Origin of the sequence: Gordonia malaquae (assembly GCF_037148075.1) — a bacterium.
Taxonomy (GTDB): Bacteria; Actinomycetota; Actinomycetes; order Mycobacteriales; family Mycobacteriaceae; genus Gordonia; species Gordonia malaquae.
In genome coordinates this window covers 786,037-810,826 of sequence record NZ_JBBCUB010000001.1, presented here as the reverse complement: position 1 = coordinate 810,826, position 24,790 = coordinate 786,037, and the positions used below count along the sequence as shown (strand labels likewise).

At 67.9% G+C, this 24,790-nt stretch carries 26 protein-coding genes; 5 read left to right on the top strand and 21 right to left on the bottom strand.

Annotated features, from left to right (window positions below; all coding sequences use genetic code 11):
* Positions 1–33: 33 nt before the first annotated feature.
* The 9 genes from WFK36_RS04025 to WFK36_RS03985 form a co-directional block, all read right to left on the bottom strand.
* Positions 34–201 carry a DUF3117 domain-containing protein gene (locus WFK36_RS04025; RefSeq protein WP_008378218.1) on the bottom strand — a complete coding sequence of 56 codons (168 nt, stop codon included), beginning with the start codon at positions 199–201 and terminating at the stop codon, positions 34–36.
* Positions 202–294: 93 nt separating this feature from the next.
* Positions 295–636: a DivIVA domain-containing protein gene (locus WFK36_RS04020; protein WP_336789888.1), complete on the bottom strand. Its 342-nt coding sequence runs from the start codon at positions 634–636 to the stop codon at positions 295–297.
* Positions 637–657: 21 nt separating this feature from the next.
* Entirely contained in the window at positions 658–1,608 is a 951-nt protein-coding gene (locus tag WFK36_RS04015; RefSeq protein WP_336789886.1) for a glucosyl-3-phosphoglycerate synthase, read from the bottom strand.
* Positions 1,605–2,417, bottom strand: a complete 813-nt coding sequence (gene folP, locus WFK36_RS04010; RefSeq protein ID WP_336790949.1) for a dihydropteroate synthase — start codon at positions 2,415–2,417, stop codon at positions 1,605–1,607. The genes WFK36_RS04015 and folP overlap by 4 nt, the downstream gene beginning before the upstream one ends.
* A gap of 128 nt (positions 2,418–2,545) precedes the next feature.
* Complete coding sequence (locus WFK36_RS04005) at positions 2,546–4,315, bottom strand: long-chain-acyl-CoA synthetase (RefSeq protein WP_336789884.1); 1,770 nt, start codon at positions 4,313–4,315, stop codon at positions 2,546–2,548.
* 42 nt (positions 4,316–4,357) lie between these two features.
* Positions 4,358–4,906, bottom strand: coding sequence for an LOG family protein (locus WFK36_RS04000; RefSeq protein WP_336789882.1), 549 nt, complete (start codon positions 4,904–4,906; stop codon positions 4,358–4,360).
* On the bottom strand, positions 4,903–5,715 hold the full coding sequence (locus WFK36_RS03995; RefSeq protein WP_008378228.1) for an LOG family protein: 813 nt from the start codon (positions 5,713–5,715) through the stop codon (positions 4,903–4,905). Before WFK36_RS03995 ends, WFK36_RS04000 begins: the two co-directional genes overlap by 4 nt.
* Positions 5,716–5,754: 39 nt before the next feature.
* Positions 5,755–6,201: a nitroreductase/quinone reductase family protein gene (locus WFK36_RS03990; RefSeq protein ID WP_008378230.1), complete on the bottom strand. Its 447-nt coding sequence runs from the start codon at positions 6,199–6,201 to the stop codon at positions 5,755–5,757.
* Positions 6,202–6,212: 11 nt separating this feature from the next.
* Positions 6,213–6,563: a DUF2568 domain-containing protein gene (locus tag WFK36_RS03985; protein WP_008378232.1), complete on the bottom strand. Its 351-nt coding sequence runs from the start codon at positions 6,561–6,563 to the stop codon at positions 6,213–6,215.
* Between the two features lie 126 nt (positions 6,564–6,689).
* Between WFK36_RS03985 and WFK36_RS03980 the strand changes: the two genes are divergently transcribed.
* Positions 6,690–7,400 (top strand): TetR/AcrR family transcriptional regulator, encoded by a 711-nt coding sequence (locus tag WFK36_RS03980; protein ID WP_336789876.1) that lies wholly within the window; start codon positions 6,690–6,692, stop codon positions 7,398–7,400.
* Between the two features lie 113 nt (positions 7,401–7,513).
* Here WFK36_RS03980 and dapE read toward each other — a convergent pair whose 3' ends face one another.
* Positions 7,514–8,617 (bottom strand): succinyl-diaminopimelate desuccinylase, encoded by a 1,104-nt coding sequence (dapE, locus tag WFK36_RS03975; protein WP_336789874.1) that lies wholly within the window; start codon positions 8,615–8,617, stop codon positions 7,514–7,516.
* A 46-nt stretch (positions 8,618–8,663) separates the two neighbouring features.
* Here dapE and dapD point away from each other — a divergent pair, with 46 nt between their 5' ends.
* On the top strand, positions 8,664–9,629 hold the full coding sequence (dapD, locus tag WFK36_RS03970; protein WP_008378238.1) for a 2,3,4,5-tetrahydropyridine-2,6-dicarboxylate N-succinyltransferase: 966 nt from the start codon (positions 8,664–8,666) through the stop codon (positions 9,627–9,629).
* Between the two features lie 64 nt (positions 9,630–9,693).
* Here the strand turns inward: dapD and WFK36_RS03965 are convergent, their stop codons facing one another.
* Genes WFK36_RS03965 through WFK36_RS03950 form a run of 4 tightly spaced genes read right to left on the bottom strand, consistent with a single transcriptional unit; the run spans position 9,694 to position 13,659 of the window.
* Positions 9,694–10,320, bottom strand: coding sequence for an NUDIX domain-containing protein (locus WFK36_RS03965; RefSeq protein WP_336789872.1), 627 nt, complete (start codon positions 10,318–10,320; stop codon positions 9,694–9,696).
* The gene (locus tag WFK36_RS03960) at positions 10,317–11,627 is read right to left on the bottom strand and encodes an adenylosuccinate synthetase (protein WP_336789870.1); all 1,311 of its coding nucleotides are present in this window, start codon (positions 11,625–11,627) and stop codon (positions 10,317–10,319) included. Before WFK36_RS03960 ends, WFK36_RS03965 begins: the two co-directional genes overlap by 4 nt.
* A 34-nt stretch (positions 11,628–11,661) precedes the next feature.
* Positions 11,662–12,636 carry a hypothetical protein gene (locus WFK36_RS03955; RefSeq protein WP_336789867.1) on the bottom strand — a complete coding sequence of 325 codons (975 nt, stop codon included), beginning with the start codon at positions 12,634–12,636 and terminating at the stop codon, positions 11,662–11,664.
* Positions 12,637–12,675: 39 nt separating this feature from the next.
* On the bottom strand, positions 12,676–13,659 hold the full coding sequence (locus WFK36_RS03950; protein WP_336789865.1) for a hypothetical protein: 984 nt from the start codon (positions 13,657–13,659) through the stop codon (positions 12,676–12,678).
* A gap of 504 nt (positions 13,660–14,163) precedes the next feature.
* Between WFK36_RS03950 and WFK36_RS03945 the strand changes: the two genes are divergently transcribed.
* Together WFK36_RS03945 and WFK36_RS03940 are read left to right on the top strand one after the other, a co-directional pair.
* Positions 14,164–14,595, top strand: coding sequence for a hypothetical protein (locus tag WFK36_RS03945; protein ID WP_336789863.1), 432 nt, complete (start codon positions 14,164–14,166; stop codon positions 14,593–14,595).
* Positions 14,582–15,061, top strand: coding sequence for a hypothetical protein (locus WFK36_RS03940; protein WP_336789861.1), 480 nt, complete (start codon positions 14,582–14,584; stop codon positions 15,059–15,061). The genes WFK36_RS03945 and WFK36_RS03940 overlap by 14 nt, the downstream gene beginning before the upstream one ends.
* A gap of 16 nt (positions 15,062–15,077) precedes the next feature.
* Here the strand turns inward: WFK36_RS03940 and dapC are convergent, their stop codons facing one another.
* The 7 genes from dapC to typA all read right to left on the bottom strand — a co-directional run bounded on the left by dapC (position 15,078) and on the right by typA (position 24,462).
* A complete protein-coding gene (gene dapC / locus WFK36_RS03935) occupies positions 15,078–16,193 on the bottom strand; it encodes a succinyldiaminopimelate transaminase (protein WP_008378246.1) in 1,116 nt (371 codons plus the stop codon).
* 7 nt (positions 16,194–16,200) lie between these two features.
* Positions 16,201–16,527, bottom strand: coding sequence for a ferredoxin (fdxA, locus tag WFK36_RS03930; protein WP_008378248.1), 327 nt, complete (start codon positions 16,525–16,527; stop codon positions 16,201–16,203).
* A 298-nt stretch (positions 16,528–16,825) separates the two neighbouring features.
* Complete coding sequence (locus WFK36_RS03925) at positions 16,826–19,384, bottom strand: bifunctional FO biosynthesis protein CofGH (RefSeq protein WP_336789858.1); 2,559 nt, start codon at positions 19,382–19,384, stop codon at positions 16,826–16,828.
* Positions 19,385–19,433: 49 nt separating this feature from the next.
* Positions 19,434–19,787 (bottom strand): hypothetical protein, encoded by a 354-nt coding sequence (locus WFK36_RS03920; protein ID WP_336789856.1) that lies wholly within the window; start codon positions 19,785–19,787, stop codon positions 19,434–19,436.
* A complete protein-coding gene (gene mshB, locus WFK36_RS03915) occupies positions 19,784–20,647 on the bottom strand; it encodes an N-acetyl-1-D-myo-inositol-2-amino-2-deoxy-alpha-D-glucopyranoside deacetylase (protein ID WP_336789854.1) in 864 nt (287 codons plus the stop codon). The genes WFK36_RS03920 and mshB overlap by 4 nt, the downstream gene beginning before the upstream one ends.
* Complete coding sequence (locus tag WFK36_RS03910; RefSeq protein WP_336789852.1) at positions 20,644–22,539, bottom strand: ABC transporter family substrate-binding protein; 1,896 nt, start codon at positions 22,537–22,539, stop codon at positions 20,644–20,646. Before WFK36_RS03910 ends, mshB begins: the two co-directional genes overlap by 4 nt.
* Before the next feature lie 15 nt (positions 22,540–22,554).
* Positions 22,555–24,462, bottom strand: a complete 1,908-nt coding sequence (typA, locus tag WFK36_RS03905; protein ID WP_008378256.1) for a translational GTPase TypA — start codon at positions 24,460–24,462, stop codon at positions 22,555–22,557.
* A gap of 150 nt (positions 24,463–24,612) precedes the next feature.
* On the opposite strand from typA, the gene WFK36_RS03900 reads away from it, so the two are divergent.
* The gene (locus tag WFK36_RS03900) at positions 24,613–24,789 is read left to right on the top strand and encodes a hypothetical protein (protein WP_008378259.1); all 177 of its coding nucleotides are present in this window, start codon (positions 24,613–24,615) and stop codon (positions 24,787–24,789) included.
* The last annotated feature ends 1 nt before the right edge of the window (position 24,790 follow it).

The following is a 24,790-nucleotide window of genomic DNA, read 5'->3' as shown; positions in this document are numbered from 1 at the left end:
GGCCGGCAGCCTCGAACAGGTCGGCGTCTGGCGTCAGGCGGTTACCTCGCGCAGCGCCTCACCGAGCGCGCTGGCCTCGGCGTCGTTCAGCTCGACGACCAGTCGGCCGCCTCCATCGATCGGAATGCGCACGATGATTCCGCGCCCTTCCTTGACCGCTTCCATCGCACCGTCACCCATACGTGGCTTCATCGCCGCCATTGTCCGTGCTCCCTCCAACGATTCACTGGACCGTTCAATGATACGTGTGCCACACGACACGCTTTCGCGCGCATCCGCTGATCGATCGATCGATCACGGTTCGATCGGCGGCACCTGAACGGTCGGCAGGGACCCGGTGTCCGCCACGTCGCGGCCCGACAGGTCCGACACGACGTCCCGGAGTTCGTCGATCTCGCGGGCGAGTTTCTCCAACGCCCAGTCGACTTCGGCGGTGTTGTACCCGCGGATGGTCTGGGCGAACACCAGCCTGCGGACGTCGTCGCCGCTGATGCCCGCACGAGGAAGTCGGGTGAGTGTGGTTCCACGATCGACGGGCGGCAGATCCTCTCCACGCCCGAAGGCGAACCACACCACGGCGAACAGCAGCGCGACCAGCACGGCCACGCCGATCACATACAGTCCGATGATCACCACCCGACCAGCGTAGCGCTGCAGTCAGAACAGGCGGGGATCCAGTCCGGCGATCGGTGGGCGTTCGTCGGTGCGGAGTTCGGTGGTGTGCGGCGAGAACGCACCCGACTCGTCCGGCACGAACTGAGTGAGACCGACCCCGGAGTCGTCGATGCCGCAGCGCTCGAGCAGGGTCGCGACGATCTGGCGGCTCATCACGGCGAGATCGCGGAGCGGGCGATTCCGGTGCTGCCGAACGCCGAGGTTCACCTGCCCGATGCCGGGGAGCCCATAGCGGTCGTAAGTGTCGACGAGCAGCCCGATCTCGACCCCGTACCCCGGCGCGAACCGAACCGAGGTGAGCAGTTCTCTGGTGCCCGCGTACTCGCCGCCGAGGGGCTGCAGCACTTCGCCGAGGTCGGGTTTGAGCGCGGTGAGCAGGGGTCGGGCGAGGAGTTCGGTGACCCGGCCGCCACCAGACGACTCCCGCTGCGATCCGTGTAGGAGCGGCCTGCGGTAGTACCCCTTGACCAGGTGGATCCCGGGGTCGGCGAGCAGAGGTCCGAGCATCTTCGGCACGAACATCGGGTCGGGGTCGATGAGGTCGGCATCGACGAAGGCGACCAGATCGCCGGTCGTGGCCGCGAGGGACCGCCACAGCGCCTCCCCCTTGCCTGGCATCGGTTCGAGCCCGGGGATCGCCTCTTCGCGGGAGACGACGCGCGCTCCCGCCGCGCGAGCGCGCTCGGCGGTGCGGTCGGTGCACCCGGAATCGAGGACGATGAGTTCGTCGACGAGTGTCCCCACCAGGGGCCGGATCGACTCGATGACACCGGCGACGGTGTCCTCCTCGTTCAATGCGGGCAGCACGACGGAGACCGTTCGACCGGCTTTCGCGGCGACCAGATCGCCGACGCTCCATTCGGGATGGTCCCAGGTGTGAGTGTGCGACCAGCGGGCTTCGCCTTCACCGCGGTCGGTCCAGGCAGGGTTCACGCGAGACCCCGCACCGTGCGTGCAGGCGCGCGGGTTCCGCGGATCGACGCCACCATGTCGACGGCTCGTCGAGTGTCGGCCACCTCGTGCACTCGGAACACCCGTGCTCCCGCCGCTGCGGCCAGCGCTGTCGCCGCCAGGGTCCCGGCGACGCGGTCGGTCAGATCGGCGTTCAACGTCTCCCCGATGAAATCCTTGTTCGACAAGGCCATCAGGACCGGCCAGCCGGTGTCGACGAGTCGGCCGAGTTCCCGGAGCAGCGCCAGCCCGTGATGCGTGTTCTTGCCGAAGTCGTGTGTCGGGTCGATGAGGATCCCGTCCTCGCGCACTCCGGCCTCCCTGGCGCGCGTCGCCGCGACGCTCAGTTCGGCGACGACGTCGGACACGACGTCGTCGTATGCGACCCGATGAGGCCGGGTACGGACGACGGCGCCGCCCGTGTGGGAGCAGACGATGCCGGCTCCGGCTTCCGCCGCGACCGCCAGGACGCGGGGATCCGCTCCCGCCCACGTGTCGTTGACGATGTCCGCGCCCGCTTCGCACGCCGATGCGGCGACCTCACTGCGCCAGGTGTCGACACTGATCAGCAGGTCGGGATGCTGCGCGCGGATCCACGCGATCAGCGGGACCACCCGCCCGGCTTCGGCGACGGCGTCGACCTCCTCGCCGGGGCCGGCCTTCACGCCGCCGATGTCGACGATGTCCGCGCCCTGTTCCACGACGAGGTCGACGCGTGCTTTCGCGGCGTCGTCGGAGAACGTGGCTCCGCGGTCGTAGAACGAGTCGGGCGTCCGATTCACGATCGCCATGACAAGCGCTCGGTCGACGGCGACGGGGCGACCGCACAGGGTCGGGGCTGGAGTCGTCCCCGACGGGTTCGACCCGGCCGAGGGGGCAGAGATCACGATGTCACCCTACGGCGCGAGCGAGGCGTCGATCAGCGCGGGGCCTTGGCCGCCGCGACGTCCGCCGGATAGTCGTCGTAGAACGGCACGTAGCCGTCTGCGCGGCCTTTGAGCACCCACACCTCGTCGTCGCCGACATCGCCGAAGCCCTCGTCGCGCAGTTCCACCTTGCGGTTCTTGAACGTGGACGTCACTTCGAGTTCGTCGACGAACCGCACGAACAGCGGCACCGCGTACGCGGGCAGCGATGCGTACAGCCGGTCGGCCAGCTGCTTCGGGTCGGGCCGCTGGTCGCCCGCCAGCGTGATCGACACCATGCCCGCTTTGCCGTCGCATCCGGGGACCTCGACGCCGTAGGCGACTGCGCCGTCGATCGCGTCGTCCTCGCCTGCCGCACCCTCCACCTCGGTGGTCGCGACGTTCTCGCCCTTCCAGCGGAAGGTGTCGCCCAGGCGGTCGACGAAGGTGATGTGCGAGAACCCGATGTCGCGGACGAGATCACCCGAGTTGAAGTAGGCGTCGCCCTTCTTGAAGGCGTCGCGGACGATCTTCTTCTCGGTCTCCCGCGAATCGGTGTAGCCGTCGACCGGGACGCGCTCGCTGATCTCGGCGATCAGCAGACCCGGCTCTCCCTTCGGAACGGCGACGAGACGGCCGCTGCCGTCGCGCTTGGGCTGGCCGTCCGCGTCGTACTCGACGAGCTTGAACGGAAGCGGACAGAACCCGACGGTCCGCTTGACGCCGAAGACGTTGACGAACGCCAGATTGAGCTCGCTGGCGCCGTAGAACTCGACGACGCGGTCGATCCCGAAGCGGTCGACGAACTCGTCCCAGATCTCGGGGCGGAGTCCGTTGCCGACGATGAGGCGCACCGAATGTGCACGGTCGGTCGGCTTCTCCGGCTGCGCGAGAAGGTAGCGGCACAGTTCACCGATGTAAGAGAACGCTGTCGCCCGGTTCTCGATCACGTCGTCCCAGAAGCGGGATGCGGAGAACTGCTTGCCAAGGGCCATGCACGCACCGCTGGCCAGGACCGCGCCGAGAGACACCGACACCGCGTTGTTGTGATAGAGCGGCAGTGCCACATACATGGTGTCCGACGGGCGCAGACGAACCGCGAGCCCGCCGATGCCGGTGTAGTTCGCCAGCCAACGGTTGTGGCTCATCACGCTGGCCTTGGGCAGGCCGGTGGTGCCGGAGGTGAAGATGTAGAACGCAAGGGTCGACGCGGGAAGTGTCGCCGTGACCGCCGGGTTCGCCTCCGACTTCCCCGCTGCCGCCTCCTCGAGCGCGGCGAAGTCGAGGATGTGCTCGGGATGGCGTTCGGGGCTCATCGAGTCGAACGCCTCGTCGCATTCGGGGTCGCGGATCAGGACGTTCGCGTCGAGCAGCGACATGCTGTGATCGATGACGTCGCCGCGCTGGTTGTAATTGAGCATTCCCGCGACCGCGCCCAGTTTGAGGACGGCGAGGATCACCAGGAGGTCGGTCGGATTGTTCTTCGACAGGATCCCGACGACGTCGCCGACTTTGACACCGCGTTCGGTCAGCACCGCGGCGTACCGATTGACGGTGCGATTGCACTCCCCGTACGACGACGACTCGCCGTGCCAGCGGAGGAAGGGCCGGTCCGGATGGTCCGCGGCGAGCTGCGCGAAGATCTGGCCGATGCTGTTCTTCTTGTCCGGAGACCGGAAGATCATGTTCGGCGCATGGCGAGCCATTCCGGGCAGGTCGGGGGCCATCTTGACGACACCCTTGAGAATGTCGGTGAACCCGACCTTGGTGGGCACTGTGTTCATGGGTTGCTTCACTCCTCACGCCGGACGGTGAACGCCGTCACCTTACCGTAGAGTCAGTTCTTTCATCGCGGCAGACACCGTGTCGACCACGACAAGCCGGTTCAACGCCCGGTCGGAGACGAATCCGCGGGCGCGCAGATCGTCGAGCCAGACGAGCATCGGGTCGTAGAACCCGCCGTGGTTGATCATCACGACGGGCTTTTCGTGCACCCCGAGATAGGCGCCGGTCCACGTCTCGAAGAGTTCCTCGAACGTGCCGACCCCGCCCGGCAGCGTGATGAAGCCGTCGGACATCTCGTCCATCAACCGCTTCCGCTCGCGCATGGTGTCGGTGACGATCAATTCATCGGAGTCCAGATCGGCCACTTCGAGCGCCATCAGGTGCTCGGGGATGATGCCGATCGTCTTCCCGCCCGCTCCGCGCGCGGCGCGGGCCACGCTGCCCATCATGGAGATGTTCCCGCCGCCGGACACGAGTGTGGCCCCAGCCGCGGCGATGGCTTTGCCGGTGTCGGCGGCCAGGCGCAGGTACTCCTCGTCGACCGGGCCGGACGCGCAGTACACGCAGATCGCGGGCGCATCGCGCGTCACGGGCGGATCGCCTTGTCGCAGACGGCCTGCACCGCTTCCTCGGGTGTGTCGACGAGAGTGATCAGGTCGAGGTCCTCGGGTGAGATCTTGCCGTCGGCGACGAGTGTGTTCTTCATCCAGTCGACAAGGGGCCCCCAGAAGTCACGGCCGACGAGCACGATCGGGAAGCGCAGCACTTTGCGGGTCTGCACGAGGGTCAGTGCTTCGAACAGTTCGTCGAGAGTGCCGATGCCGCCGGGCAGGCAGACGAACGCCTGCGAGTACTTGACGAACATCGTCTTGCGGACGAAGAAGTACCGGAAGTTGATCGCCAGTGTGACGTACGGGTTGATGTGCTGCTCGAACGGCAACTCGATGTTGAGGCCGATGGACTGTGCTCCGGCTTCGAAGGCGCCCTTGTTCGTCGCCTCCATGGCCCCGGGTCCGCCGCCGGTGATCACGGCGAATCCGGCCTCGCCGAGCCTCCGCCCCACGTCGACGCCCAGGTTGTACTCGTCGCTGCCCGGTTCCACCCGGGCCGAGCCGAAGACGGTGACGGCTTCGGCGACACCGCTGAGAGCGTCGAACCCGGCGACGAACTCGGATTGGATGCGCAGAACGCGCCATGAGTCGTGGATTCGGCGGTGATCGGCGAGCTGCGGATCGCGCGGGTCCACCCACTCGAGAAGAGTGCGGTCCGTCGTGATCCGCTCGGCGTCTCCGGACACCCTGACCTGCGTCGCCCCGATATGCCGCAGCGGCACCGCCTCGAAGGTCGCCTCGTCGTCATCAGTGGGCTGCGCGTTCGCGCCGGGTTCGCCATCGGCCATGACAGGAGACGCTACCAATCCGCGCGGCCTCCCACCGTGTCAGACGCGCACCTCGAACACCGGGAATCCCGACGCGACAGCGAGGATCTCCTCGTCCGAGGAGGTCGCGGTCAGTCCACCCACGAAATCCGAGACCTGCCAGCCCCACTTGTCGAGGTAGCCGCGGATGATCGCCGGCTTGGCGGAGGCATCGAGTTCGGCGAGGGCCACGACGTCGGTGCGGCGGCCGCGTCGCAGTGCCACCGCTCCCCCTGCGCGGACATTGCGCACCCACTGCGTGTTGCCGCGGGGCGAGAACAGGAAACGACGGTCGTCGACGACGAGCACATTGACCGGCGTCCGACGGATCTCGCCGGTGCTCCGTCCGACCGTCTGCAACTCATGGACGCCTTTCGGCGCAGCTCCGACCCGTGCGAGCCCGCCGACGATCCGATTCGAGGCGGTGAACATCGGGCCGCTCGGCGCTTCGTACCTGGTGTCGGTCATCGTGATCTCCTTCAGAAGTCTCGGTAGGGCGGCAACACGGCCGCGATGTTGACAACAAGCGAGAACACGGCGAACGCCCACACGATCGGCGCTCGAATCCCGGCCGCCACGAGAAGCGCCGTCGCCGCCGCGTACAAGCCGATCTTGACCGCGTACTTCGCGACGATCATGTCCACGACCGGCTGCGGGGACGCGAACAGCGCCCACAGGGCCACCGCGACGACGACAGCTGCGAGTCCGGCGAGCACGCCCGGCCATCCGCGGCCCGCCGCCGCCCACGCCCCACCGCCGAGGACGCCGAGCATCAAGACCTCGCTGGTGAAGAGCAGTGCGGCGAGCGACCAGAGATATGCCGTGCCCATCTCAACCTCCGACAAATCGTGAACAGTGTTCTCGTTTTAAGACGGTACAGCTCCGCCATCGACAAATCAAGAACAGTGTTCTTGTTTATTGGATGGGACCCGGCGGACGTGCGACGATGTGAGGTGATGAGCACCCCCACCGAACCCGGAGTCCGGGCCCGCAATCGAGCCGCGCTGGAGTCGCAGCTGCGCGACGTCGGACGACGCCACCTCGCCGAACACGGCGCTGCGGCACTCTCCTTGCGGGCGGTGGCTCGCGACATGGGACGCACCCCGTCGTCGCTGTACCGCTACGTCCGCGACCGCGACGACCTGCTCACCGTCCTCATCATCGAGGCGTACGACGACCTCGGCGACGCACTCGACACCGCCGTCACCGGTTGTCAGCCCGGCAGGCCCGCGTTCGAGGCGTTCGCGCATGCACTGCACGTGTGGGCCGTCGCGCACCCGAGCGAGTACGCCCTGCTCTACGGCTCACCGGTGCCCGGCTATCACGCGCCGGCCGATGCGACCGCGCGGGCAGGCAACCGACCGATCCTGGCTGCGGCCCGGATCGTCGCAGGTCTGGAAGTCGTGCCGAACATCTCCGGAACAAGCGCCGAACGGCAGCAACGCGCCGTCGACGCCCTCCGCGCGGCGACGCGGGAGGACGGCGTGGTCGAGCTCGGCCTGACGCCCGAGGTGCTGACCAGGACCGTTGCTGCGTGGAATCTGCTGCTCGGCGCGATCACGAGTGAGCTGTTCGAACAGTTGGGGCCGATCACCGACCGCCCCGACGATGTGTGGGACGGGATCGTCGACCTCGCGGGTGCGCTGGTGTTCGGAACCGAGACCTAGTGTCGTGTGTTGAAAGCTCCTCAATGGTTGGCGGAAGGCCCGGGAGGATCGTCGCGACCTTCGTCGACGGACGCTGCCGTCACAAGGGTCGCGGTTGTCGACGACGCGTCGATTTAGAGCGACAGGTACGTGCGCAAGATCTGGGTCACCTGCGTGATCTGCTCGACGGGCACCCGCTCGTCGACTCGGTGCGCCAGACTCGGGTCGCCGGGCCCGAGGTTCACCGCCGGGATGCCGAGCGCGGAGAACCTGGAGACGTCCGTCCACCCGTACTTCGCTCGGAACTTGCCGTCGGCCGCCGCGACCAGCGCGGCCGCGGCGGGATGAGCGAGCCCTGGCAGCGCACCGGACGCCGAGTCGGTGACCTCGGCGGTCACTGCCCCGGACGCCAGCTCGGCGGCGAACACCGCACGCACGTGCTCGAAGGCCTGCTCCTCACTGCGGTCGGGCGCGAAGCGGAAGTTCACATCGACGTACACCTCGTCGGGGATGACATTGCCCGCGACGCCGCCGTGGATTCCGACGGCCGACAGCCCTTCGCGGTACTCGCAGCCGTCGATGTCGACGCGGCGCGGTTCGTATGCCGCGAGGGTCGTCAGGAGGCCGCCGAGCTTGTGAATCGCGTTGTCGCCCATCCACGCCCGGGCCGAGTGTGCGCGCGTTCCGGTGGCGGTGAACCGGACCCGCAGGGTGCCCTGACAGCCCGCCTCGATCAGGCCCGCGGTCGGTTCGCCGAGGATCGCGACGTCGCCGGAGAGCCAGTCGGGAAGTTCTCGTTCGATGGCGCCGAGGCCGTTGAACTCGGCGGCGATCTCCTCGCAGTCGTAGAAGATCAACGTCAGATCATGCGCGGGCTCGTCCAACGTGGCGGCGAGGTGCAGGAACACTGCGTCGCCCGACTTCATGTCGACGGTTCCGCATCCGTGCAGGACGTCGCCCTCGTCGTCGGTGACGGTGCGCCTCGACGGGACGTTGTCGACGATCGGCACGGTGTCGAGATGTCCGGCGAGGATCACTCTGGTCGGCAGCCCGCGATTCGTCCTGGCGAGCACACAGTTCCCATGCCGGACGACCTCGAATCCGGTGAGCTGTTCGCGCAGGGCGGCCTCGACGGCGTCGGCGATCGACTTCTCGTCGCGGCTGACGCTCGCGATGTCGACGAGTGCGGCCGTCAAGTCGATCGGGTCGGCGGACAGGTTCAGCTCAGGAATGCTCACGACAATCCATCGTAGGCCTGTCAGGGCGCCCCGTTAGACTCGTGCCGTGACTACTCAAGGTGCTGTTGCCATTGGAATCGCCACCGTCGTCGACACGGACGGCACGACGACCGTCCTCGACACGTGGTACCCGACTCCCGAACTCTCCACGGACGCCGGCACCACCGGCTCGACCGAACTGACCGGCGACGACGTGCCGTCCGATCTGCGCCCGCTCGTCGGCGCCGACGAAGCCCGCGGCGTCCGCACGATCGCCGTCAAGACGGTGATCGCCGACCTGTCGGTCGCACCGGTCGACGCGCACGACGTCTACCTGCGCCTGCACCTTCTCTCGCATCGTTTGGTGCAGCCGCACGGCGCCAACCTCGACGGCCAGTTCGGACTGCTCGCGAACGTGGTGTGGACCAACTTCGGCCCCTGCGCCGTCGACGGCTTCGAGCAGACGCGCGTCCGCCTGCGCGCCCGCGGCCACGTGACCGTGACGTCGATCGACAAGTTCCCGCGCATGGTCGACTACGTGTCGCCGTCGGGTGTCCGCATCGGCGACGCCGACCGCGTGCGTCTCGGCGCTCACCTCGCCGCAGGAACCACCGTCATGCACGAGGGCTTCGTGAACTTCAACGCAGGCACCCTCGGCACGTCGATGGTCGAGGGTCGCATCTCGGCCGGTGTGGTGATCGGCGACGGCTCGGACATCGGCGGCGGCGCGTCCACCATGGGCACCCTGTCGGGCGGTGGCAAGGAGATCATCACCATCGGAAAGCGGTGCCTCCTCGGCGCGAATGCGGGCTGCGGCATCCCGCTCGGCGACGACTGCGTCGTCGAAGCCGGCCTTTACATCACGGCGGGCACCAAGGTGACCGGCCCGGACGGCTCGGTCGTCAAGGCCCGCGACCTCGCTGGCCGCTCGAACCTGCTCTTCCGCCGCAACAGCGTCACGGGCGCGGTCGAGGTGACCGCCAAGGAGGGCGACGGCATCGAGCTCAACGAGGCTCTGCACGCCCACAACTGACGCCCCGATCGACTGTGCCGTCGATCGTGACCACCATCAGGTCACGATCGGCGGCACGGTCGTCTCACGGCCACCGCCATACGGCACCTGGTCGCCCGACGCCGGACGGGGCGGATTCGTCGACCCGGATGGCGATCCGCTTGAGGGTGCGGTTGAGATTGCCGCGGTCCACGTCGCCGCCGGTCAGCGATGCCGTGACGGCCAGCGCGGTCCGGACGCTGAACTCGCGGCCGAGAAGGGCCGCGGTGAATCCGAGGTCGCGCCACAGCCTGTCGGCGAGGACCGGCCGGACGTCGGCGAGGATCCGGGCGTGATCGAACGCCAACGACGGCGGCTCGTCCCACGACACCCAGCGCCCGTCGACGGTCTCGACGTCTCCGGCAGTCACCCACGCGGTGATCGACAGCGTCGGACCTCGAGGGTCGCGGTGCGGTTCGTCGAAGACGACGAGCTGACCCACCCCGGTCACGGCGTCCGGTGTGATGGCGGCCTTGCCCGCAGCCCGCACGGCGGCCTCCGATATCCGCTCCCCCGCGCCCAGCAGGACTCCCGGCAGCGCCCAGTCGCCTGCGAACGGCTCGGCCGCCCGCCGGTGGACGAGGACCTGCGTACCGTCGCCGCCAACCCGCAGGACGACGGCGTCCACCGACACCGCCGACGAGCCGACCCCGGACGCGGAGAGTTCAGTCATACGACGAGTCTGGCACCCGCCCCGGTCGGCGCCCGGTCCTGCCTGTCCGGGCCGTGCGCGCGGACGGCGACCGGAACGCCCGCGGCCGCCGCGAGTTCGGCAGGTATCGCCGCGGCGTCCACCGCTTCGAGCACCGGCACGGCCGAGCGTGCGGTGGCCGTCAGACGCTCCTGGAACGCCAGGTCGCGGTAGTCGCCGAGCCCATAGTCGGCGTAGCCGCGCGCCACCCGGATCCCGTCGGCGACATCGAGGTGGCTGACCGCCAGGGCGTCCAGCCCGCCGTGCCGCCGGCAGACCTGCGCGGCGTACCGCAGCAGCGGCAGGTCCAGGTGCCCGATCCGCCAATCGCCCTGGTAGCGGCCGGTCCCGTTGTGCGGCTCGGCGATCGTCAGGCCCGCGTCCTCGGTCGGCAGCGGCCCCGCGCCGTGCCGCGTCGCGTAGGCGCGGACCGCCCCGATCACTGTGGCGGGCGGCTCCCCCGCCTCCCGGAGCAGGGCCTGCGCGACGGCGGGAAGGGTGGTGCTCCACGTGGTGTGCGGATGCAGTCCCCGCCACTCGTCGAGCAGGATCCCCTGCGCGCCCTCGAAGATCAGCCGACCGCGCGATGCGGCCTCGGCGATCGCGGCTCGATCGTCGACGATCGACACCGCCCGCCCGAACTCCGCCAACGCCGACGCCATCACCCGCACCGACGGCGGCTCGTGCTCGGCGCCGTCGAGGAGTGGCGCGTAGAACTCCGCCAACGCCATCAACGTCCGACGCACAGTCTGCGGGTCGAGGCAGTCGGCGACTGTCAGCGGTGGTGTCGTCGCGTCGCCGGACGCGACGATGTCGTACAGGCTCTCGCCCCGCCGCAGTCGGGCGTCGTGGGCCAGTGCGTACCAGCGCGTCTCGCCGATCCCCAGCCCGCACGAACCGTGCCTGGCGTCGCCACGGGCGTCCTCGCGTATCCGGTTGACCGCGATGTGGATCGGCGTCACCACCAGCGCCTCCGGACTCACTGACACCCGCCCCAACGGATCGGCGACGCCGAGGCCCTCCAGATCGAGGGCCTCGGCCGCCAGCCACCACGGGTCGACGACGACGTGACTGCTCAGGTGGGTCGCCGCGCCCGTGAACGTGCCGCTGGCGAACAGGCGGAACGTGTGATGCAGACCGTCGGCCACCACGTTGTGGGCGGCCTGCGCCCCGCCGTTGAAACGGACCACCGCGGTCGGCTTCACCCGCGCCGCCAACCAGTCGACGGTCGCGCCCTTCGTCTCGTCGCCGAAGCCGAGCCCGACTACGGCGAGGTGCCTGCTCGGCATGTTCCCTCCTCTCTCGAGTGTCTGTGCGGTCGGGTCAGATCAGGTCGTCGGCGCCCGCGACGCCCGCCGGCAGGCGGGACGGGACCCGCCCGACGGTGTCCGACAGCCGTGCGAGCGCACTTCCGACGACGCCCGCGGTGCCTGCCCCGACGTCGTCGAGGTCGGCGAGCCCGTCGTCCAGGTCGACGACGTCCTCCAGCATCCCGACGGTGACGGCGATCAGATCGCACACCGCGTTCGGGTCCTCCAGGAACAGGACGCGTTCACCCAAGATGTCCTGCCAGTGGCCGCGGACCTGAGGATCGTCGTAGTAGCTCGTCTGCCGCGGCAGGATGTAGAACACCTCCCACCGTTTCTGCAGCTCGCGGTACACCGAACGCGGGTCGAGGTCGCGGCGCACCTCGTCGCCGATCACCTCACGGATGTGACGGGCTTTCAACGAGCGTTTGTTCATCTCGTCGCCGATGAGGAACACGTAACCCTTGCGTCCGCGCTTGTCCCACGCGTCGGTCGCCGTGTGCCGGGCGAGGAAGTACGCGGCCAGTTCGTACGACTCGGTCTTCTGCCCGCCGCCGTTGCCCTCCAGCAGGATGTTGCGCAGTTGGTCGTCCATCCGGTTGTCGGACTCGAACTGCCCCACCTGCAGCGGGACGTAGTCGGTCTCGGCGTCGCCGATCGCGCCGAACATGATCTGCGGATCGGTCGCGTAACCCTTCCGCAGCAGCAGGCCGTGCAGCTTGGACAGCTGCTTCTGCATCGCGACGGGAACCGAGCCCATCGACCCGGTGACGTCGAACATCACCACGATCGGCGTCGATTGCGGGTGTTCGGCGCTGTCCCGGGACTCGCGCACGCCGACGTCGAGCGGGTCGAGGTCGGGGTGCGCTTTCCACTCGCTGGCCGGCCGGGACTTGGTGGACGCGCTGTAGGCGAAGTCCGCCGAGCCCGTACGTGCCCGGAAGGTGGCGGCGGCACGGTACGCGTCGTCGCTCCAGTATCCGTTTCCCATGGTGACTCTCCTTCACTTCTCGGGTGGACGCGAACGCCGTCAGGCGCTCACGGTGTACGGGAACCGCCGGAAGGTCCGCGGTCCGTACAGGTCGTCGAGCAGGTCGTCGTACTCGTCGAGGAGGCCGACGACGTCGGGTCGCATCCGCGGCGATGTCTGCATGCAGCCGACTGCGAATGCCCGTTGTCGCCGCTCGTCGGATGCGAGCATGAGTCGCATCGTGGCGTGCAGCATGTACACGTCCAGTTCCGGACCTGCAGATTCGGTGTCGTCGGGCGGATACAGATCGCGGCGCGACGCGATCCGCCCGGGGAGCGTGTCGCCCGGCTCGGAGCCGAACGACCACCCCGCCAGGACCACACCGTGGCCCTCCGGGTGGATGAGGACGTTCTCCGGCACGATCGCCCCGTGGACGACGCCTGCCGCGTGCGCACCGGCCACCGCTCGCAGGAGCCGGCGATGGATCCACGCCCAGTCCCGGCCGTCGAGCCCGCCGGCGGGTACCGCCGCGGACAGGTCGACGAAGCCCTGCGCCCGTCCGTGCGCGGACAGGACGTTGACGTGCCTGCCGCCGTCGGCGACAGCGGAGTCGAGCAACTGCGGGTAATACGGCGCGAGCCACGCGTTCGCCGGGTCGTCGGTGAAGCGGGCTAGAGCGCGGAGCGTCCGGCGCTCCCGTTGCGCGAAGGGCGACGCCGACCGCGGCACCTTCACCGCGACGGGTGCCCCAGTCTCCGACACCGCCGAGTACACGACGCTCACGCTCCCCTGCACCGCCGCTCCCAGTGTGTATTCGCCACGGCGGCCGACGATCGTCCCAGCCGGCGCACGCCACTCGTCGTAGAGGGCCGTCAGCTTCTCGAAGGCGCCGACGTCGCCGCCGCGATCCGGGTGCAGCAGCGCCGCCAGCCTGCGGAACTCCCGACGTCCGTCCCGCCGCGATCCATCGGCCGGACCGAAGAGGTCGGCCGCCGTTCGTGCGTCTGCGACCGCCCTCCGGGCCTCTAGCTCTTCCCTGTTCATATTTTTAGTCTAGTTGACTAATTTAGATCGCGCAACGGTCGCCCGTATTTGAATCTCCGATCAACGCCGACGCTCTCGGCATCTCGATGGTGGCTCCAGTTCCGCCGCAACAACACCACGGTGCCGTCGAGGTGACCCGCCATGGAGGGGGCGATGGCGTCGAGCTCAACGAGGCTATGCGCGCCCACAACCGACAGACACTGCCAAGATAGACCCTGTCCTCCGGTCGGATGAACGATTCGACCAACCGGTACATTCACGCAGAATTGAGCACAACATGTTGTTCGTAATGAATGTCGCCGTGAGGACAGAATGCAGAACAGTCAGCCCCCGCCGTTCCGGCCCCCGACCGGGCAGCCCGCTCCTGGAATGTCGCGGCCACAGCGGTTCCCACAGCAGCATCGCCAACCGCACCGCGGCGGACCGCCCCACGTCCCAGGACCTCCAAATCATCATCCGACCGGCCCCGTTCCGCCGGCACCACCCTGGCGGAAGAATCCATTGGTGCTCGTCGCCATCGGCTCAGCCGCAGTCATTGTTCTGGTGATCACTCTGATCGCAACCAGCGGAGGCGACGACCCGAAGCGCACGAACACCCGGACCACCGAAGCGACGCAGCGAGCCAGCCTCGACGAGGCTCTCGATGCTGTATGCGAACCGGGATCGTTTCGGAACGGCGCGCGTACAGGCTTCGAGAACTCCGACAGCGGAGGCATTTGCGCGTCTCGGGCCGAACGTCAGTACTTGTACATCGGCACCTACAGCAGCAGTTACGGTCTGATGACAGACACTTCGACGGGATTCGTCACCTATTACGCCGTCGGAACGCTCACCGACGGTCAGACGCTGCTCTTCGCGACAAGCGGTGAGTCATCCACCACACCGCTTCAACCGCTAACTTCCCTCGGCTTCACCATCAACCGTGGACAGCGATAGCGCGATGCTTCGACCTCAACACCCATCGCCGTTGCCAACGTCGCGTCGCGGGGCCGTTTCGGTTCAAATCTGGTTGAGTGCGATTCTCGTGAGTGCGCTCGTGGTCGGAGGCTACGGCGTGGTCGGGGCGCCGTTGATCGATCTCGATCTCCGTCAGACCTATCTCTGGCACATTCTTGACAACGCACCAGAGTTCACAGGCGACGATCCGGACGTATTGGGCCTCGCCTCCGAACTCTTCTGTACCGACCTCAGCACCTGGCATTCCGGCAACTCGGCTGCCGGGCCGTACGAGGACGGAGAGGCGATCGCTCGAATCGCCGCCGATTCGCTGTCGCACTACGGAATCGAAGATCCAGAAGCTGGTGATCCGGGATCATTGAAAGTCTCCTTATTCGCGAATGCCGCCACACATGCCTACCGCGAGAACATGTGGGTCGTCGTGGGGAACGCCTATCTTCCGTGAGCGGTCAGCGGCAAGTTCAGCCCAGGCGGGCGACGGCGGCAGCGATGCGCTCGTCGGTGGCGGTCATCGCCATGCGGACGTGGCGGGCGCCTGCGGGCCCGTAGAAGTCGCCGGGAGCGACGAGGATGCCGCGCTCGGCAAACCAGTCGAGAGTGGCGCGCGAGTCGTCTCCGCGAGTGGCCCACAGGTACAGACCGGCCTCCGAGTGGTCGATCGTGAATCCCGCGCCCAGGACCGCATCCCGCAGCTGGTCGCGACGAGCGCGGTAACGCTCGCGCTGGGCGTCGACGTGGGCGTCGTCGTTCAGTGCCGCGACGGTGGCGCCCTGGATCGGGAACGGGACGATCATGCCCGCGTGCTTGCGAACGGCGAGCAGTTCGGCGATCAACTCTCGGTCGCCGGCGAGGAAGCCAGCACGATAGGAGGCGAGGTTCGACACCTTCGACAGCGAGTGCATCGCGATCAGTCCGGTGTGGTCGCCACCGCACACGTCGGGGTGCAGCACCGACAGCGCCTCCCCCTCCCAGGTGAGGCCCAGGTAGCACTCGTCCGACACGATGACCGACCCGTGCTCACGCGCCCACTCGACGACCCCACGGAGGTGCTCGACGGACAGCACACGCCCTGTCGGGTTCGACGGACTGTTCAAGAAGATCAGAGCCGGGACGTCGTCGCCGTAGTCCTCGACACGATCGGCACGGACCGGGTTCGCACCGGCGAGCAGCGCACCCACTTCGTACGTCGGGTAGGCGACCTCAGGGATCACGACGGTCGCGCCCGCGGGCACGCCAAGCTGAGACGGCAGGCCCGCAACGGCTTCCTTGGTTCCCACCACCGGCAGGATCGACGACACGTCGAGCCCCGTGACACCGAAGCGACGTGACAGTGCTCCGACTGCCGCCTCGCGCAGTTCGACGATGCCGACGGTCACCGGGTAACCCGGGAACTCCGACGACGCCGCCAGCGCATCCCGGATCAGCGGGTCGACGGGATCGACGGGCGTGCCGACCGACAGGTCGACAATCCCGTCGGGATGTTCCGCGGCCCGCGCCTTCGCGCCTGCGATCGTGTCCCACGGGAAGTCGGGCAGTCCGGCGCTGACCGGGCGAAGCCGGTTCACGGAGCGAGTCACGTCGAGATCAGTCCTCTTCGCCCATCGGGGGCAGGCCCTTGATGAACGGCGGGTCGTACTCGGTCTTGCCGACCTTGCTGGCGCCGCCCGGAGAACCGAGCTTGTCGAAGAAGTCGACGTTCGCCGACACGTAGGGCTCCCAGTCGTCCGGCACGTCGTCTTCGTAGAAGATCGCCTCGACCGGGCACACCGGCTCACACGCACCGCAGTCCACGCACTCATCGGGCTGGATGTACAGCATCCGACCGCCCTCGTAGATGCAGTCGACCGGGCACTCTTCGACGCACGCACGGTCCAAGACGTCGACACACGGCTCGGCGATGATGTAAGTCACGTCGGTTCTCCTTCTATTTCATTCCTGCTCGGCGCGAGGGCTGATCGCATCGGGCAGCACGCTGTCGCGGCCGTCTCCGACCGCACCCGTCCAGACTATCGCTGCGTGCCACCTCAGCGAGAATCAGTACACGCTGACCTGGGCGGATTTTTGCTCAGGGGCGACGACGAGCACGTTTGCGGTGATGGTGCGGACCTTTCGACTCGCAAGCTCGCTCAAGGAGCAGGGGGCACGCTCACTCAACGCGCAGGGGCAGGCTCGCTCGAGGCGCAGGGGCAGGCTCGCCCGAGGAGCAGGATCAGAGAAGCGAGACGGCACTCGACGCGTCGACCGTCCCGTACTCGGTGGTCCGCTGCCGCGGGGTGCGCCCGATGCCGGCGACGATGTCATGGAGTTCGGCGACCGTCTTCTCCGATCCGTGCTGGCTGCCGGCCATCCGGGAGATCGTCTCCTCCATGAGTGTGCCGCCGAGGTCGTTCGCACCGCCACGCAGCATCGCACGAGTTCCGTCGACACCGAGTTTGACCCAGCTGGTCTGCACGTTGTCGATCCGACCGTGCAGCATGATCCGAGCCAGTGCATGGACGGCTCGGTTGTCGCGCTGCGTCGGGCCGGGCCGCGAAGCCCCGGCGAGATACAGCGGTGACGACTGGTGCACGAACGGCAGCGGGACGAACTCGGTGAAACCACCGGTCCGGTCCTGGATGCCGCGCAACACGTTGAGGTGACCGACCCAGTGGTGCGGAGCGTCGACGTGTCCGTACATCATCGTGGAGCTCGACCGCAGGCCGACCTCGTGCGCCGTGGTGATCACATCGATCCACGCCGACGCGGGGAGCTTGCCCTTGGTGAGGATCCAGCGGACCTCGTCGTCGAGGATCTCGGCGGCGGTGCCGGGAATCGTGTCGAGGCCCGCCTCGCGGAGCGCGGTGAGCCATTCACGTACCGACTGTCCGCCGCGGGAGGCGCCGTTGACGATCTCCATCGGACTGAAGGCGTGGACGTGCATCGACGGAACCCTGGCCTTGACCGCCCGGACGAGGTCCGCGTATCCGGTGACAGGCAGCTCTGGGTCGATGCCGCCCTGCATGCAGACCTCCGTCGCGCCGGCGACGTGGGCTTCCCAGGCGCGGTCTCCGACTTCGGCAGCCGACAGAGTGAAGGCGTCTTCGTCGCCCTTGCGCTGTGCGAAGGCGCAGAACCGGCAGCCCGTGTAGCAGATGTTGGTGAAGTTGATGTTCCGGTTGACCACGTACGTGACGTCGTCACCGGCGACGTCTGCACGAATCGAGTCCGCGAGTGCGGCGAGGGCTTCGAGTCCGGGACCGTCGGCGGTGGCCAACGCCAGATACTCGTCGTCCGACAGGCCGGCCGGGTCGTTCTCCGCGTGCCGCAGCGCGGACGCGACGTCGGACCCGAGTCGTTCAGGTGCACTGCCGGAGGCCAGTTCGAGAACCTGCTCGCGGATGGTGTCCCAATCGCCGAATGCGTTGTCGATGTCGCTGCGGGTATCGGTGTTGCGGCCGTCGGAGTCGATCTCGGTGTTCAGATCCACGCGTCCGGACGACGCCCACTCCTCGTCCGGCTCCTGCCACGGCAGGCCCTCCGGTCGGACGTCGCGGGCCAGGCCGGTCTCGGGATCGGTGAGTGCGGCGACGTGACGGCTGATACGCGGATCGATCCACGGCGAGCCCGCCAGCACGAACTTCGGCTGGGCCGCCGACCGTTCGGTGAGCGTGAACCCGGCCGACGCCGTGATCTCGGTGAGCGTGTCCAGGTTGGGCCACGGGCGTTCGGGATTGACGTGGTCGGGTGTCAACGGCGACACGCCACCCCAGTCGTCGACGCCCGCAGCGACGAGCGCGCGGCACTCGTCGGCCGACACGAGATTCGGCGGAGCCTGAATCCGCATGCCAGGACCGAGCACGATGCGCGCAACCGCGACCGCGGCGATGAACTCGTCCATGTCGGCGTCGGGCGCCGAGCCCATCGCGGTGTCGGGCTTTGCGCGGAAGTTCTGGACGATCACTTCCTGGATGTGCCCGAACGCCTTCTGCGACTTGCGGATCGCGAACAGTGATTCGGCCCGTTCGGTGAGGTTCTCACCGATCCCGACGAGGATGCCCGTGGTGAACGGGACCGAGAGTCGACCGGCGTCGGTCAGGACTCGCATCCGGACTTCCGGATCCTTGTCGGGGCTGCCGTAGTGGCACTCCCCCTTGTCGGTGAACAGCCTGCGAGCAGTCGTCTCGAGCATCATGCCCATGCTGGGCGCGACCGGCTTGAGTCGGTTGATCTCCTCCCAGTTCATGACGCCGGGATTCAGATGTGGGAGCAGACCGGTCTCTTCCAGCACGCGGATCGACGCAGCGCGTACGTAGTCGAGGGTCGAATCGTAGCCTCGCTCGTCGAGCCACTGTGCGGCTTCGGGCCACCGGTCCTCGGGTCGGTCGCCGAGGGTGAACAGGGCTTCCTTGCATCCCAGCGCCGCACCGTTTCGGGCGATGGCGACGACCTCGTCGAGTTCGAGGAACATGCCGTGACCGTCGCGCTTGAGCTTGCCGGGGACGGTCACGAACGTGCAGTAGTGGCAGCGGTCACGGCACAGTCGGGTGAGCGGGATGAACACCTTGCGCGAGTACGTGACCTGCCCGGACCGGCCCTCCGCGTCGAGGCCGGCGTCGCGGACACGGGCCGCGGCCTCCATCAGGGCGGTCAGGTCGTCGCCGCGGGCGGCGAGCAGGACGGCCGCCTCGTCGACGTTGAGGGGTGTCGCGTCGGCAGCACGGCGCAGAGCGCGTCGCATCGCCGACCGAGTCGGAGTCTGCGCCCCGCTGACAGAATCGGAAGACGTCACTCTACCGATGGTAGACACGGATCGATGACGGGCGGCGTCCGCCGTCGGCTCAAAGGTGATTCAACCGATTCATCGATTGCGCGAGCGCAGGCACGCCGACCCCGCAGAACAGCAGGAGAAGAGCGCGCCAGTCGTAGATCAGCGCACCGTTGCCGTTGACGCCCGGCAGCAGAGCGACCAGCGCGACGAGCACCCACGCGATCAGCGGCGCGTATCGCCAGGGCGAGCCGGTGATCTGCGCCGCGAGCTGCAGCAGGACGACATTGCCGACTGCCGCGGCGAGCGCACTGACCGGCAGCGGCGCCGTTCCCACGAGGACGTTCAGATAGAACACGGTGACCACACCGAGGACGAATCCGCAGACCGTGAGAACGGCGAGTTCAACGCGGTCGCCCGCGATCATCGGATCCCCTCGAACAGATCGCTCTCGAACTCCGGAGAGTCCACGTCGGTGCGGATGAAGTGCTCAGCGGTCCCGATGGGTTGCGCGATCAGATTCGACAACGCGTACTCGGTGCCCGACGGCGCCACGATCACCTGGGTCGCATGCGCCGCGAGGCCGCGGACCTTGCGGTCGAGCACGGCCGACACGTCGACGGCCGCGGTGATCTCCTGGTCGGGATAGCTCGGAAGCTCACCCGGTGCGGGCATCCGCCAGCCCACCGGAATTGTTGCGATCCCGGCCAGGCCCTCCTCCAGCGCTGACCGCTGGGTCACCGACTCGTACACCTTGCGCGGGTAACCGGTGGCGGCGCGCGACTCGGAGATCGCGTCGACGGACACCTCGTGCACACGTTTGTGATCCGGATGCCCATAGGTTCCGGCGGCGTCGTAGGTGACGATCACATGCGGTGCGAATCGGTCGATCTCGTCTCGCAGCGCGGCGACGAGATCGTCCTGAGTCGCCTGAAACAGGGCGCGGGGGTTCTCCGCGGAGGCGGTCCCGGCCATGCCGGAATCCCGCCATCGACCCGCGCCGCCGAGGAACGTCGGGCGCGGCGCATCGACGCCCGTCGGCGTCAGCTCTGACAGTGCGGCCGCGAGCTCGCCGATGCGGAATCCTCCCAACTGGTCGGCTCCACCGTCGGCGACGAGCATCGCCCACTCCTGACCGATCACCTCACCCTCCTCACCGAGGGTGAAGGTGACGACACGGACGTCCGCCCCCTCATCGAGGTAGCGGGCGATCGTTCCGCCGGTCATGATCGTCTCGTCGTCCGGATGCGCGTGAAGGAGCATCAGACGCATCGGCGCCCCGGTCACTGGAGACCCCAGCGGACCGCGTCGCCGAACACGCCGACCTGCGGCGGTCCGTCGAGCGACACTCCGACCACCTTGTCGGTCGACGCTCCGAGCACGGTGTCCTGGTAGATCGGCAGGTAGACGGCCTGTGCCGCGAGCAGTTCCTCTGCCTGCGAGAGTTGATCATCGGGCGCCTCAGAGCTCATCGCCTCGACAGCCAGATCCATCAGCGTCTGATCGCACAGACCGGAGATGTTGCCGGTGTACGTGTCGTCGCTCGATCCCGCGGCCGGAGTCGTGGAGGTCGGTGCACCGCTCGGTGTCGGCAGCACACTCGCGTCCGCGGCCGGGTCCTCGTCGTCGTCGGACTTGTGGGCGCCGGCCTCGGTGCCCGCCTTCGGGGCGGCGCATCCCACCTGCGAAGCGAGGGAGGTCGCGGGGTCTGCTCCGAGTCCGGTCCAGCCGACCACGAGGTCGACCCTGGCGTTGCGCAGTGCAGCACCGTACAGCTCGGTGTTCGACATGCCCTGCACGCTGGCGCGCACTCCTGCGGCGCGGAGTTGGTCGGCCATCGTCTCGGCAGCCGACATCACCGACTCGTCGGAGTTGACCGCGCCGATCCGGACCACGAGGTCTTGGCCGTCTCTGGTGTACGGCGCGACACCGTACGGAAGTCCGGGAACATCGCCTGGCACCAGGGTCGGCGACGTCGACGGGACCGCGCTCGACGAGGACGTGCCCGGCGTCGTCGGTACGGGACGCTGCACCACCTGACCGGGGCGGAAGCCCGCGGAGGCGAGCAGTTCACGGATCTGGTCGACGCCCGGTCGCGGGCGCCGGACGTCGGTGTATCCGGTGTTGGACGGCGCGAAGACGGTGTTCGCGAACGGCGTCACCACGGTGTCTCCTGCCGCGGCGGAACGGATGAGTCCGGCGTCGAGCATCCCGAACACCGCCTTGCGGACGGCGAGCGACGACATCGTCGCCGAGCGTGTGTTCGCGTTCACGGTGAGTCCGCGGACTGCGGGCCTGCGGGCGGTCGTCACTCCGGGAATCGCCCCGACCTCTGCGGCCGATGCGGGTCCCGCGGTCAGAGAGACCATCGTGGAGTCGCCGTTGCGGATGGTCTGCGCCATCTGCGGTGCAGTGCCCGCACGACGCAGCACCACCTGGTCGATCTCCGGCGGCTTGCGCCAGTAGCGGTCGTTGCGGATCAGGCGCACCTCGTCGCGGGACCTGTCGATCGAGTAGATCGCGAACGGGCCGGCCGTCACCGGTTTGCCTTCGTCCATGCCGGTCTGGAAGCCGTTCTGCTTCGACTTGAGCGTGTGACTGGGCAGCAGCGACGTGAACAGCTCACGCCACGCGCGATACGGCGCGTCGAACGTGACCGTGACCTGCTTGCCGCCACCACTGGTCTTCACGTCGGTGATCGCACGGTATCCGGCCGGAGCGACGACGTTCGGCTGACGCGACATCTGCTGCCACAGGTATGCGAAGTCGTCGCCCGTGACGGGCAGTCCGTCGGACCACTGCGCGTCGTCGACGATGTGATAGTCGACGGTGAACGGAGCCTCCGACGTGACCTCGGCGGACGACAGAAGCGCCTCGTTGAGTCGCCACTGGACACCCTGCGGCGTCTGCACCGGCGTGAAGGCGCTCGGCAGGGTGAGTGCGGCGACGGCGGTCGTCACCGAACCGAGGTCCGAGCCGACGTGCGGATTGAACCCCGAACCGATCGAGTCGGTCGCCACGTACACGGTCCGCTCATCCGGGTACTCGTTGGGAGTGGTCGTCGGCAGCGTCTCCCGGACCGGGGGTGGAGGGTCGGCCATGCATGCCGTGGCCGTCACGCCGACCGTCCCTGCGAGCGCAAGCGCGAGCACGCTTCTACGCAACGAACCGACCCTCATCCACCAGACCTCTCGTTATGCGTTCGCGTCACGCGCCTTGGCCCGCGAACGCTCGCGGGCGCGGGTCGACGCATCGAGATTGACCTTACGCACACGGCACACCTCGGGCGTCACCTCGACGCACTCGTCGGCGGCACAGAACTCCATGGCGGCCTCGAGGTCGAGTTCCATCGGCTTCGCAAGAGTCTCCATGACATCGGCCGACGACTGACGCATGTTGGTGAGCTTCTTCTCACGCGTGACATTGATGTCGAGGTCTTCCTGGCGGGGGTTGATGCCCACCACGTGGCCCTCGTAGCTGTCGTCGCCCGGGTTCACGAAGAACGTGCCGCGGTCGGCGAGCTGGATCATGGCGAACGGGGTGACGCTGCCCGCACGGTCGGACACCAGAGAACCGGTGTGGCGTGCACGGATCTCACCCGCCCACGGGCCGTACTCGGCGAACACCGCGTTGGCGATGCCGGTGCCGCGCGTCTCGGTCATGAAGTCGGTGCGGAAACCGATGAGGCCACGCGAAGGCACCTCGAACTCCATGCGGACCCAGCCGCTGCCGTGGTTGTTCATCTGATCCATGCGGCCCTTGCGCGCGGCGAGGAGCTGCGTCACGGCGCCGAGGTACTCCTCGGGGACGTCGACGGTCAGGTTCTCGAACGGCTCGTAGGTCTTGCCGTCGACCTTGCGCGTGACGACCTGCGGCTTGCCGACGGTCAGCTCGAAGCCCTCGCGGCGCATCTGCTCGACGAGGATGGCGAGTGCGAGCTCACCACGACCCTGAACCTCCCACGCGTCGGGACGGCCGATGTCCTCGACCTTGAGGGACACGTTGCCGATGAGTTCGCTGTCGAGGCGGTCCTTCACCATGCGGGCGGTCAGCTTGTGGCCCTTGACGCGGCCGGCGAGCGGCGATGTGTTGGTGCCGATGATGACCGAGATGGCCGGCTGGTCGACGGTGATGCGCGGCAGTGCGACCGGGTTCTCCGGATCGGCGAGGGTGTCGCCGATCATGATCTCGGACATGCCCGCGACGGCCACGATGTCGCCTGCGACGGCGACGTCCGCGGGCGCGCGGTCGACGCCGAGGGTCACCAGCAGCTCGGTGATCTTGGCCTTCTCGATGACCTGTTCGCCGTCGACCTCACGGCACCACGACACCTGCTGTCCCTTGCGGAGGGTGCCGTTGTGGATGCGGACCAGACCGAGGCGGCCGAGGAACGGCGATGCGTCGAGGTTGGTGACGTGCGCCTGCAGCGGAGCGTCGACGTTGCCCTTGGGCGCGGGAATGCTGTTGATGAGGACGTCGAACAGCGGGTCGAGGTTCTCGCCGTCGGGCACGGAGCCGTCGGCTGGCTGCTCGGTGCTTGCGACGCCTGCACGGCCGGACGCGAACAGGACCGGCAGTTCGAGTGCGAGCTCGGCTGCTTCGGCGGCCTCGTCGTCGAGGTCCGACGCGAGGTCCAGGAGCAGATCCTGCGCCTCGGTGACGATCTCGCCGATGCGAGCGTCGGGACGGTCGGTCTTGTTGACCACGAGGATCACCGGCAGCGACGCCGCGAGCGCCTTGCGGAGCACGAAGCGGGTCTGCGGCAGCGGGCCTTCGGACGAGTCGACGAGCAGGACCACACCGTCGACCATCGACAGTGCACGCTCCACCTCGCCACCGAAGTCGGCGTGGCCGGGTGTGTCGATGACGTTGATGACGTACTCGGTGCCGTCGGGCTGGCGGCGGTGCACGGCGGTGTTCTTCGCGAGAATGGTGATGCCCTTCTCACGTTCGAGGTCGCCGGAGTCCATGACGCGGTCGACGAGTTCGGCGCGCTCGCCGAACACACCTGACTGACGCAGCATCGCGTCGACCAGAGTGGTCTTACCGTGGTCGACGTGCGCCACGATCGCGACGTTGCGGAAGTTGGGGACTGCGCTCACTAAGGTCTCTTTCATCACGTTGACGCCCACGCGCCGTCAGGCGCGCGTGCGCCGGGGCGTGGTTTGAACTTTGTAAGGGTAGCGGCAGTGCCCGGGTCTGCGCGATTTCCACGATGCAGTTTTATGGTTAGCCTGCGCTAAACTGAGGTCATGGGTAAGAAGGATCCCACCCGGATCGCAGACATGAAACCGAAGAAGAAGTGCTGTCGGAAATCGACGCGCTGCCTTCGGTGCCCGGTGGTGATCCACCGCATGGGCAAGCTCGACTGCCACAAGATGTCGAAGAAGCAGGCCACCAAAGCGCTGAAGAAGGCCCGCGCGGCCTGAC